The 10,655-nt window shown below is 66.8% G+C and carries 11 protein-coding genes and 1 tRNA gene; 9 read left to right on the top strand and 3 right to left on the bottom strand.

Translation table 11 applies throughout. The features are described from left to right. A partial coding sequence (locus VEG08_11160) for a glycosyltransferase (protein ID HXZ28542.1) occupies positions 1 to 820 on the top strand: 820 nt, incomplete at its 5' end. A 19-nt stretch (positions 821 to 839) separates the two neighbouring features. On the opposite strand, the gene VEG08_11155 is transcribed toward VEG08_11160, so the two are convergent. Continuing rightward, positions 840 to 1,892: a glycosyltransferase family 1 protein gene (locus tag VEG08_11155; protein HXZ28541.1), complete on the bottom strand. Its 1,053-nt coding sequence runs from the start codon at positions 1,890 to 1,892 to the stop codon at positions 840 to 842. 105 nt (positions 1,893 to 1,997) lie between these two features. Further along, positions 1,998 to 2,354: an iron-sulfur cluster assembly accessory protein gene (locus VEG08_11150; protein HXZ28540.1), complete on the bottom strand. Its 357-nt coding sequence runs from the start codon at positions 2,352 to 2,354 to the stop codon at positions 1,998 to 2,000. A gap of 293 nt (positions 2,355 to 2,647) precedes the next feature. Between VEG08_11150 and VEG08_11145 the strand changes: the two genes are divergently transcribed. The 4 genes from VEG08_11145 to VEG08_11130 all read left to right on the top strand — a co-directional run bounded on the left by VEG08_11145 (position 2,648) and on the right by VEG08_11130 (position 5,075). Next, positions 2,648 to 2,920, top strand: a complete 273-nt coding sequence (locus VEG08_11145) for a hypothetical protein (GenBank protein HXZ28539.1) — start codon at positions 2,648 to 2,650, stop codon at positions 2,918 to 2,920. Positions 2,921 to 3,036: 116 nt separating this feature from the next. Further along, positions 3,037 to 3,121 (top strand) — tRNA-Leu (locus tag VEG08_11140). 43 nt (positions 3,122 to 3,164) lie between these two features. Beyond that, positions 3,165 to 3,455, top strand: coding sequence for a DUF3467 domain-containing protein (locus tag VEG08_11135; GenBank protein HXZ28538.1), 291 nt, complete (start codon positions 3,165 to 3,167; stop codon positions 3,453 to 3,455). An 18-nt stretch (positions 3,456 to 3,473) separates the two neighbouring features. Then, complete coding sequence (locus VEG08_11130) at positions 3,474 to 5,075, top strand: glycosyltransferase family 39 protein (protein ID HXZ28537.1); 1,602 nt, start codon at positions 3,474 to 3,476, stop codon at positions 5,073 to 5,075. Here the strand turns inward: VEG08_11130 and VEG08_11125 are convergent. Further along, positions 5,072 to 5,764 (bottom strand): uracil-DNA glycosylase, encoded by a 693-nt coding sequence (locus tag VEG08_11125; protein ID HXZ28536.1) that lies wholly within the window; start codon positions 5,762 to 5,764, stop codon positions 5,072 to 5,074. The two genes, VEG08_11130 and VEG08_11125, sit on opposite strands and share 4 nt — an antisense overlap. Positions 5,765 to 5,866: 102 nt before the next feature. Here VEG08_11125 and tig point away from each other — a divergent pair, with 102 nt between their 5' ends. The 4 genes from tig to VEG08_11105 all read left to right on the top strand — a co-directional run. Next, the gene (gene tig, locus VEG08_11120) at positions 5,867 to 7,135 is read left to right on the top strand and encodes a trigger factor (GenBank protein HXZ28535.1); all 1,269 of its coding nucleotides are present in this window, start codon (positions 5,867 to 5,869) and stop codon (positions 7,133 to 7,135) included. A gap of 48 nt (positions 7,136 to 7,183) precedes the next feature. Then, positions 7,184 to 7,792 (top strand): ATP-dependent Clp endopeptidase proteolytic subunit ClpP, encoded by a 609-nt coding sequence (gene clpP, locus VEG08_11115; protein HXZ28534.1) that lies wholly within the window; start codon positions 7,184 to 7,186, stop codon positions 7,790 to 7,792. A 43-nt stretch (positions 7,793 to 7,835) separates the two neighbouring features. Further along, a complete protein-coding gene (gene clpX, locus VEG08_11110) occupies positions 7,836 to 9,107 on the top strand; it encodes an ATP-dependent Clp protease ATP-binding subunit ClpX (GenBank protein HXZ28533.1) in 1,272 nt (423 codons plus the stop codon). A gap of 47 nt (positions 9,108 to 9,154) precedes the next feature. Next, on the top strand, positions 9,155 to 10,655 hold a 1,501-nt coding region (locus tag VEG08_11105), incomplete at its 3' end, for an LON peptidase substrate-binding domain-containing protein (GenBank protein ID HXZ28532.1).

Genomic DNA, 10,655 nt, shown 5'->3' with positions numbered 1-10,655 from the left:
CTGGCTGGCGATGGCCGCCGCCCGGTGCGGCAAGCCCGTACCCATCGTGACCACCGAGCAATCCACCGTGAGCCGCCGCCGCAAGTGGTGGTACCGCCCGGTGGACCGCTGGACGTACCGCCGCTACAGCGCCATCGCCTGCAACAGCCGGGGCTCGGCCGACGCTCTGCTGCGCTGGCTACCTGAGGTCGCCGACCGTGTCAGTGTGGTCTTCAACGGCGTGCCTCTGGAGCGCTTCCAGCAGGCGCAGGCGCCGCCCCGCGGCGAAGTCCTCCCCGACGACGGCTCTCCCGTCCTCATCTTCGTCGCCCGCATGCAGTACGAGAAGGACCACGAGACGGTGCTGCGGGCGCTGGCTCAGGTGCCGCGCGCGCGCCTGCTGCTGGTGGGCGACGGCGAGCGCCGGCCCGCCCTGGAGGACCTGGCGCGCTCGCTGGGCATCGCGGAGCGCGTGCACTTCCTGGGCCGCCGCCCCGACGTGGACCGCCTGCTCAAGCTCGCCGACCTCTACGTCCACTCCTCCCACCACGAGGGCTTCGGCATCGCCGCGGTCGAGGCCATGGCCGCGGGCCTGCCCGTGGTCGCCAGCGACGTCCCCGGCCTCAGCGAAGTGGTGGGCAGCGCCGGGCTGCTCTTTCCCCAGGGCGACGCCGGCGCGCTCGCCCGCCACGTCAACGCGGTTCTGTGTTCGGACGAGCTGCGGCAGAAGCTGGCGCTTGCCTCCCTCGAGCGCGCCCAGGAATTTTCCATCGAGCGCTCGGTGGACTCCTACCTGGACATCTACCGCAAGGTGACCGCGGCGGCCGGCAGGACCTCCTGAGCGCCGCTCCTCCGCTGGTTCACCCGCTGGAATGCTGGAAGAGCTCCACCATGCGGGCGGCGGTCTGTTTCCAGGAGAACCTGCGAGCCTGGGCGCTACCTTTGCGCGCCAGGTCGGCGCGCAGCGCGGGTTCGCGCAGCAGCTTCTGCATGGCGGCGGCGATGGCGGCGGGATCGTCGGGCTGGACGTAGAGGCAGGCCTCGCCGCAGACCTCAGGCAAGCTGGCGCGCGGCGACGCGATCACCGGGCAGCCGCACGCCATGGCCTCCAGCGGCGGCCACCCGAAGCCTTCATGCCACGAGGGAAACACCAGCATCTCCGCGGCGTTGTAGAAGTCGAGCAGCTCTTCGCTGGAGGCATGCGGCACGTGGCGCACGCGCGACTCCAGCCCCAGGCTGGCGATGAGTCGGCGGTGCTCCGCCCCGATCTCGCCCACCTTGACTAGCAGCAGTTCCCGGTCCGGCAGCGCCGCCAGCGCCCGCAGCAACCCGCCGAAATTCTTGTACCAGTTGTCGTTGCCGACGTGCAGCGCGAAGCACTTCCCTTCCAGGCCGTGCCGCCGGCGGAAGCCGGCAGCGCGTCCGGGGTCCTCCAGTACGCGCCAGCTCGCGTCCAGCCCGTTGTGCACCGCGAAGACCTTCTCTGGCGCCAGGAAGGGACAGTACTTCAGCAGGTCCTTGCGCGTGTGCTCCGAGACCGCGATCACGAAGCGCGCCGCCCGCAGCCGCCGCAGGTTGAACTTGTAGCGCGCCTTCCAGAAGCCTCGCGGCGTCGGCCCACGGTAGATCAGCGGATGCAGGTCGTGGCACACGACCGCCGTGCGCCGCCCCTCCAGCGCCAGCAGCAGGAAGGCGTAGCCCTCGCTGACGATGAGATTGAAGTCTCCCTGCTGCTGCTTCGCCACCCGCAGGTATTTCAGGTGCTTGTCGAAGACTCTGCCCTTCCACCCGCGTGACTTGGGAAACCACACCCGGTTGACCTCGACCCCGGCGGGAAAGTTGGCCGCCAATTCGCGCGCGTAGCGCTCGATGCTGGGACTGTCGTCCAGGCTGGAGAAGACGGAGAGCTTCATCGAGAGTGGCGAGATTATACTAGGCGGTCTTGGCGGGCCATCCCCCGCTCCGCCAGGAACACGAAGCCCCGCCACGGGGCGGGGCGGCGCGCTGAATCCGGGATCTTAGACGTTGAACGAGGAGCCGCAACCGCAGGTGCTCTTGACGTTGGGGTTGTCGAACTTGAAGCCCGCGCCCTCCAGCGTCTCCACGTAGTCCACGCTGCAGCCGTTCAGGTACATCAGGGAGGTGGCGTCCACGAAGACCTTCAGGCCGTCGAAGTCGAAGCTCTTGTCCATCATGCCGGCGGTGTTCTCGAAGGTCATGTTGTAGGAAAAGCCGGAGCAGCCGCCGCCGACCACGCCCACGCGGAGCCCCTTGGGCACCGGGTTCTGCTGGGCCATGATCTCCTTCACCTTGGCGATTGCCGCCGGGGTCAGGGTGATAGGGGCGGTCTTGGTGGGGGTTGCTGTCGTCGCCATCGTCGTCTCCTTGGGTTCCTGCTTGCGGGATTATAGCAAAGTCGATGCCGGAGGCCGGTTGCCTTCCCCGGCTCGGCCACTCCCGGCCTTCACCCTATTGGATGATCCCGGCGAGCCCAGGATGCAGGGGCGAGGCCTGCCCGCTCCGCGGCCGCTAAAAAAGGGCCTTGCCACTTGAACCGCGGGACTATAATAAAGCAGGCTCCTGGGTCGTGCGGCCCAGTCCGGCCGTCGCGTCCCGACCAGGGCCCGGCAATTCCGGGACCGGCTGCAAAGCCGTAGCGAGGTGACGTATGTCACTCCTGACGATGCTGCTGATCGCGTGGGGCGTCCTGACCACCATCCTCATCGTGCTGCTCATCTACCGTAGCACCCTCACCATGCACGAGGACGATCAGCTCTTTCTCGACGATGCCGAGTCCCACATGCAGAAGGAGCAGACCGAGCTGATCGCGCGGGTCAACCGCATCACCCCCTTCGTGCGCGCCTTTGGCGCCCTGTCGGGGGTGCTCATCCTGGTGATCGCCGGGCTGGCCATCTGGCAGGGCCTGAACCAGATGCAGTAGCAGCGGCTCGCCGGGCCCCGGGGGCCGCCGAGGACTGGCAACCGGCCTTCGTCATCCCCTGCTTTATAATCTCGGGGAAGCCGTGTGCCGGGCGCGTGGCCGCGACTTCCCGGCCTGCGAAAGTGGCGGAATTGGCAGACGCACCAGCCTTAGGAGCTGGCGGGGCAACCCGTGAGGGTTCGAATCCCTCCTTTCGCACCATCCCCCAAGGTCTTACATTCCACCGAGAAGCGGGAGCCATGCCATGCCGACGCCGCCCAACATCAAGCTGGTGAACATCCCCTCGTACCGGGAGAGCTACGCCAACAGCGTGCAGATCCGTGTCAGCGTCTGGGACTTCTTCCTGGTCTTCGGCACGCTGCAGCAGCAGAGTCCGCAGGAGGTCGAGGTGCACAACTTCCAGGGGGTGTACCTGAGCCCGCAGCAGGCCAAGGCGCTGCTCACCATCCTGGAGCAGAACGTCAGCAACTACGAGAAGACCTTCGGCGAGATCAAGCTCGATCCCAGCATGGCCGCCGGCGGCGTGATCAACTAGCGCCCGCCGCCGACCGTGATGCCCCCCGACCCCAGGGCGCGCCGGCTGCCGCCACCGCGGCTGCATCCCGCCTTCCTCTTTGCTCTCATCTTCACCGTGGTCTTCCTGCTGCACGCGCCCCTGCTGCGCCTGCCCTACTTCTGGGATGAGGCCGGATACTACGTGCCCGCGGCCCGCGATCTGCTGCTCACCGGCGATCCCATCCCGCGCTCCACCGTCAGCAACGCCCATCCTCCCCTGCTGATGGCTTGGCTGGCGCTGTGGTGGAAGCTCTCCGGCTTCAAGCCGGCGGTGACGCGCATCTCCATGCTGCTGGTGGCCGCCTTCGGGCTCTTCGGCGTCTTTCGCCTGGCGCGGCGCGCGGCCGGCACTTCCGTCGCCGCCGCTACCACCCTGTGCACCGCCCTCTACCCGGTCTTCTTCGTGCAGAGTTCGCTGGCGCAGGCCGATCTGCCCGCCGCCGCCCTCGGCCTCTGGGGACTGGGTCTGTACCTCGAGGAGCGCCGCCGCTCCGCCCTGGTGATGTTGGCTCTGGCTGCCCTGGCCAAGGAGACCGCCATCCTCGTCCCCCTGGCGCTGACCGCCTGGGAGGTGCTGTGGCTGGTCCGCCGCAGGTCAGCCTCGCGCTTCGCTCCGCCGCCGCGCACTCTGCGGCAGGCGCTCGCCTTGCTCCTCCCCGCCGTTCCTCTGGCTCTCTGGTACGCCTACCACTGGCATCGCACCGGCTACGTCTTCGGCAATCCGGAGTACTTCCGCTACAACGTGGAGGCCACACTGCATCCCCTGCGCATCGCGCTCACGCTGCTGCGCCGCCTGTGGCAGGTCACCGGATACATGAACCTGTTCGTGCTGACCGTGGCGGCCGCCGCCGCCATGCTGCTGCCTCCCCAGGTGGAGAAGCCCAGCGGCGACCCGCGCGCGCGCATCGCGCTGCCCGTACAGGGGGTCTTGGGCGCAGTGATCCTGGCGCACCTGACCGCGCTCTCCCTGGTGGGGGGAGCGGTGCTGGCGCGCTACATGCTGGTCACTGTGCCGCTGGTGATCGTGCTGTGCGTCTCCACGCTGCGGCGGAGGGTGCGCGGCTGGCCGCTGGCGGTGGGCGTGGTCTGCCTGACCTTCGTCGCGGGGCTGTTCCTGGGCCCGCCGTATCCCTATCCTCCCGAGGACAACCTCGCTTATCGCGACTACATCCTCCTGCACAAGCGCGCCGCCGACTACCTGACCGCCCATGGCCGGCACGCGCGCGTGCTCACCGCCTGGCCGGCCAGCGACGAACTGACCAAGCCCTGGCTGGGCTACGTGCCGCAACCCATCGCCGTCGTCCGCATCGACGACTTTTCCGCGCCCCAGATCGCCCTGGCCGCCCAGGCCCGCTCCCAGTACGACCTCGCGCTGCTCTTCTCCACCGAGTACGAGCCGGAGCGCGACCTGCTCGCGCGCTTCCCTGCCTGGGAGCGCTTGCAGGAAAGCCTCTTCGACTACCATCGCGACCTGCCGCCCGACCTGGCCGCCCGTTTCCTGGGCGGGCAGGTCATCCTGCGCGCGCGCCGCGGCGGCGAGTGGATCACCCTCGTCGACATGCAGCACATCGAGAGCGCCGCCTCGCGCCCGCCGCGCTAGCGGCTCCGGCGCGCCGCCTCGCGGAAGATCTCCAGGAACATCTTCCGCGTCAACTTGCCGGTGTTGGTGTTCTGCTGCGAGGGATGGAAGGAGGCCAGCAGGATGCGGCCGTCGGGCAACGGGTAGCTCGCACCGTGGCGGAAGACGTACCCGCTGCGCGACGCGATCAAGCCTCGCCGCTTGAGGTGGTCGAGATAGGCGTCGAAGGCGATCTTGCCTAGCGCCACCACCACGCGCACCTGCTTCAGCAGCGCGAGCTCGCGGTCAAGATAAGAAGAGCAGTTGGCCAGCTCCCGCCGCGTGGGCTTGTTGGCGGGAGGGGCGCAGCGCGCGGCCGCCGTGATGTAGGCGCCGCGCAGTTTCAGGCCGTCGTTGGCATGCCCGCCGCCGGCGTGCGAGGCGAAGCCCGCCTCGTGCAGCACCGGGTAGAGGAAGTACCCGGAGCCGTCGCCGGTGAACATGCGCCCGGTGCGGTTGGAGCCGTGGGCGCCCGGCGCCAGCCCCAGCAGCAGCACCCGCGCCCGCGGGTCGCCGAAGCCCGGCACCGGCTTGCCCCAGTACTCCCATTCGCGGTAGGCGCGGCGCTTCTCGCGCGCGATCTTCCGGCAGTAGCGGCGCAGACGCGGGCAGCGCTCGCAGGCGACGATCTCGCGGTTCAGTTGGACGAGCGACGCCGGCGTCTTGCTCATGGACTCCTATTGTACGGGCGCTGCGCTGTTTGACCCCTCTTCCCGGCTCCCATAAGATGGATGGTTGCTCCGACGTTTCCGAATCCCTTGGAAGGCCCGCCTTTGAGCCCAGCCGAGACGCAAGACAGTTGCAAGCGCGAGATCGCGGTCGAGGTCCCCGCCGAGGCCGTCGCTCGCGAGACCGAAGCCGTGGTCCAGCGCCTGCAGAAGCTGGCGCGGGTGCCGGGCTTCCGCCGCGGCAAGGTGCCCGCCTCGGTCATCAAGAGCCGCTTCGCCGACGACCTGAAGAGCGAGGTGGTCGAGGCCCTGGTGCCGAAGTTCTTCCGCGAGGCGGTGGAGAAGCAGGGCCTCGCCCCCATCTCCCAGCCCCGTATCACCGATCTGCAGATCGAGGAGGGCCAGCCGCTGCGCTTCAAGGCCAGCTTCGAGGTGCTGCCGCCCATCGAGGTTTCCTCCTACCAGGACCTGCGCGTCGAGAAGCCGGAGATCACCGTCACCGACCAGGAAGTGGAGCAGGCGCTCACCCGGTTGCGCGAGCAGCAGGCCAGCTTCACCGCGGTCGAAGGCCGCGCCCTCGAGGACGGTGACTACGCCCAGGTCTCCTTCCGCAGCACGCCCAAGGAGGGCGGCGGGCCTGGCGCCAACGTGGACGACGTGCTGGTCGAGCTCGGGGGGGCGAACACCGTGGCCGAGTTCTCCGAGAACCTGCGTGGCGCCCGGCCCGGCGACGAGCGCACCTTCGACGTCAGCTATCCCAAGGAGTTCTCCGACGAGCGCCTGGCCGGCAAGACCCTCACCTATACGGTGACGGTGAAGGCCATCAAGCAGAAGCATCTGCCCGCCGCCGACGACGCCTTCGCCAGGGAAGTGGGCGAGTTCGAGACCCTGGCGGCGCTCCAGCAGCGCATCCGCGACGCCCTGGAGGCGGAAAAGCGCCACGCCGCCGAGCATGAGGCCAAGGACAAGCTGGTCGACCAACTGGTCCAGCGCCACGACTTCCCCGTGCCCGAGGCCCTGGTCGAGCACCAGATCGACGTGCGCCTGGAGCGCGGCCTGCGCGCCTTGGCGGCCCAGGGCATGCGCCCCGAGGACATGAAGAAGATGGACTTCCCGCGGCTGCGCGCTGGCCAGCGCGACGCGGCGCTCAAGGAAGTGAAGGCTTCCCTGCTGCTCGACAAGATCGCCGAGCTGGAGAAGATCGAGGTGGGCGAGGAGGAGATCGCCAAGGAGATCGAGGCGCTGGCGGCGCAGACCAAGCAGGCTCCCGAGTCCATCCGCGCTCGTTTGACACGTGATGGAGCGCTGGATAGAATCCGGGACAGAATCCGCAACGAGAAGACCCTCGATTTTCTTTACCGCCGGCCCGCGTAGGACGGGCCCGCTCCCCCGTAGCTTCCCGCGGGGCAGGAGTGTAGGCTGATGGAAGAGAAGGAGCGTCAATCCGTGCTCGTGCCCATGGTGATCGAGCAGACCAGCCGCGGCGAACGCGCCTACGACATCTATTCCCGCCTCCTCCGCGATAACATTATCTTTCTCGGCACCCCGGTCGACGACAACGTCGCCAACCTGGTGATCGCACAGCTACTATTCCTGGAAGCGGAGGATCCGGAGAAGGACATCTACCTCTATATCAACTCTCCGGGAGGGGTGATCACGGCGGGGATGGCCATCTACGACACCATGCAGTTCATCCGGCCCGACGTGCAGACCATCTGCATCGGCCAGGCGGCCTCCATCTCGGCGGTGCTGCTGGCCGGGGGCGCTGCCAAGAAGCGCTTCGCCCTGCCCACCGCCCGCATCCTCATCCACCAGCCCTGGATGAGCGGCCTGGGCGGCCAGGCCACCGACATTGACATCCACGCCCGCGAGATCCTGCGCATGCGCGAGATCACCAACCAGCTCCTGGCCAAGCACAGCGGCCAGAAACTTGATAAAGTGGAGCGGGACGTGGAGCGCGACTTCATCATGAACGCGCAGCAGGCCAAGGAGTATGGTCTCATCGACGACATCATCTTCAAGCACAAGTAAGGGGAATGGCGAGGCAGCGGCAAGGCCGTAAGGAGTACAAACCGTGAAAACCCGATCCGGCGCCGAAGAAGTTCTTCGTTGCTCGTTCTGCCACAAGTCTCAGGACGCAGTCGCCAAGCTGATCTCTTCCCCCAGCGATTATCCCCGGGCCTACATCTGCGACGAGTGCGTGGCCGTCTGCAACTCCATCCTGGAGGACGACCGCGCCGAGAGCCACGCCGCCGCCGCCCCCAATCACCTGCCCAAGCCGCAGGAAGTGAAGACCTTCCTCGACGAGTACGTGATCGGCCAGGACCAGACCAAGAAGAAGCTGGCGGTCGCCGTCTACAACCACTACAAGCGCATCCACATGAACCGCCAGCGCGGTGGCGACGTGGAACTCACCAAGTCGAACATCCTGCTCATCGGGCCCACCGGCACCGGCAAGACCCTGCTGGCTCAAACCCTGGCCAAGATGCTCGACGTCCCCTTCGCCATCGTGGACGCCACCACCCTCACCGAGGCCGGCTACGTGGGCGAGGACGTGGAGAACATCATCCTCAAGCTGCTGCAGGCCGCCGACGGCGACGTGGGCCGCGCCCAGACCGGCATCATCTACATCGACGAAGTGGACAAGATCGGCCGCAAGGACGAGAACCCCTCCATCACCCGCGACGTCTCCGGCGAGGGCGTGCAGCAGGCCCTGCTCAAGATCCTCGAGGGCACCATCGCCAACGTGCCCCCGCAGGGCGGCCGCAAGCATCCCCACCAGGAATTCACCCCGGTGGACACCACCAACATCCTCTTCATCTGCGGCGGCGCCTTCGTGGGTCTGGAGAAGGTGGTGGGACGGCGCGTGGGCAAGAAGGCCATGGGTTTCCGGACCGGCCAGGAAAAGGAAGCGGAGGTGGTCCCCGCCCACAAGCGCGATACCGAGCTGCTGGGCCGGCTGCAGCCCCAGGACCTGATCCGCTTCGGGCTGATCCCCGAGTTCGTGGGGCGCCTGCCGGTGGTGGGCGTACTCGATGACCTGGATGAGAACGTGCTCATCGAGATCCTCACCAAGCCGCGCAACGCCATCGTGCGCCAGTACCAGCGCCTCTTCGAGTTCGAGAACGTGCGCCTGCGCTTCAGCGAGGAGGCCCTGCGCGCCATCGCCCGCGAAGCCATGGCCCGCAAGGTGGGCGCCCGCGGCCTGCGCATGATCCTGGAGGAGCTGATGCTCGACCTGATGTACCATCTCCCCAGCCAGAAGAAGGTCAAGGAATTCGAAGTGACCAAGGAAATGGTCGAGAAGCGGGATGTTTCCATCGCCATGATGGAGAAGGCGGGCTAGTGACCCAGACCGGCGGCAAAGAGAAGTTCGAAACCCGGAAGCTCCCCATGATGCCCATCCGGGACGTGGTCATCTTTCCCTACATGATGACCCCGTTCGTGGTGGGGCGGGAGTCCAGCGTGCGCGCCCTGGAAGAGGCCCTGGCCGCCGACAAGAAGATCTTCCTGGCCACCCAGCACGACGCCAGCGTGGACGAGCCCAAACCCGGCGAGATCTACCAGGTGGGCACCATCGTCAACATCGTGCAGTCGCTCAAGCTGCCCGACGGCAACATCAAGGTGCTGGTGGAGGGGGTGGAGCGCGGCAAAATCCTCCAGGTCACCGACACCGAAGGCTACCTGCAGGCCAGCGTGCGCACGGTCAAGTACCCGACCGAGGTCACGCCCCAGGTGGAGCAGGCCATGCAGCGCGTGACCTCGCTCTTCGAGCAGTACGTCAAGCTCTGCCAGTCGCTGAATTACGAGACCATGATCGCCGCGGTCAAGATGGAGGACCCGGCCAAGCTCACCGACACCATCGCCTACAACCTGCAGCTCTCCATCGAGGAGAAGCAGGAATTGCTGGAGATCTTCGATCCCATCGACCGGCTGAACCGCATCGCCGACGTGCTCGACATCGAGATCGAGAAGCTGAACATGGACCGCACCATCCAGTCGCGGGTGAAGCGGCAGATGGAGCGCGCGCAGAAGGAGTACTACCTCAACGAGAAGATCAAGGCTATCCAGAAGGAGCTGGGACGCGGCGAGAAGAGCGAGTTCGACGAGCTCAAGAAGAAGATCGACGCCGCCGGCATGCCCAAGGAGGTCCACGAAAAGGCCCTCCAGGAACTCAAGAAGCTGGAGGCCATGCCCCCCATGTCGGCCGAGTCCACGGTCTCGCGCAACTACCTGGACTGGCTGCTGGCCGTGCCCTGGAAGAAGCGCTCCAAGGAGATCCGCAACATCGAGCGCGCCGAGAAGATCCTCAACGAGGACCACTACGGCCTGGAGAAGATCAAGGAGCGCATCCTGGAGTTCCTGGCGGTGCGCCAACTGGTGAAGAACCCGCGCGGCTCGATCCTGTGCTTCGTGGGGCCTCCCGGCGTGGGCAAGACCTCCCTGGGCATGTCCATCGCCAAGGCCACCGGGCGCAAGTTCGTGCGCATGTTGCTGGGCGGCGTGCGCGATGAGGCCGAGGTCCGCGGCCATCGCCGCACCTACATCGGCGCCCTCCCCGGCCAGATCATCCAGATGATGAAGAAGGCGGGCACCAAGAACCCCGTCTTCATGCTCGACGAAGTGGAGAAGATGTCCATGGACTTCCGCGGCGATCCCTCGGCGGCGCTGCTGGAGGTGCTCGACCCCGAGCAGAACTTCATGTTCGTGGACCATTACCTGGACGTCGAATACGACCTCTCACAGGTGTTCTTCATCGCTACCGCCAATGTGCTGCACACGGTTCCGCCCGCTCTGCAGGACCGCATGGAAGTGCTGCGATTGCACGGCTACACAGAGGCGGAAAAAGTCGAGATTGCCAAGCAATTCCTGGTTCGAAAGCAGCGCCTGCAAG

This window comes from Terriglobales bacterium (assembly GCA_035624475.1).
GTDB lineage: Bacteria > Acidobacteriota > Terriglobia > Terriglobales > Acidobacteriaceae > DASPRL01.
The sequence above is the reverse complement of the archived record's forward strand: the minus strand, read 5'-3'. Positions and strand labels throughout refer to the sequence as shown.

Coding starts and splice junctions, on each gene's coding strand:
- VEG08_11135 (HXZ28538.1), top strand. CDS start 3,165: ATGCCGACGCCGCCCAACATCAAGCTGGTGAACATCCCCTCGTACCGG.
- clpP (HXZ28534.1), top strand. CDS start 7,184: ATGGAAGAGAAGGAGCGTCAATCCGTGCTCGTGCCCATGGTGATCGAG.
- VEG08_11150 (HXZ28540.1), bottom strand. CDS start 2,354: ATGGCGACGACAGCAACCCCCACCAAGACCGCCCCTATCACCCTGACC.
- VEG08_11145 (HXZ28539.1), top strand. CDS start 2,648: ATGTCACTCCTGACGATGCTGCTGATCGCGTGGGGCGTCCTGACCACC.
- VEG08_11130 (HXZ28537.1), top strand. CDS start 3,474: ATGCCCCCCGACCCCAGGGCGCGCCGGCTGCCGCCACCGCGGCTGCAT.
- VEG08_11125 (HXZ28536.1), bottom strand. CDS start 5,764: ATGAGCAAGACGCCGGCGTCGCTCGTCCAACTGAACCGCGAGATCGTC.
- VEG08_11155 (HXZ28541.1), bottom strand. CDS start 1,892: ATGAAGCTCTCCGTCTTCTCCAGCCTGGACGACAGTCCCAGCATCGAG.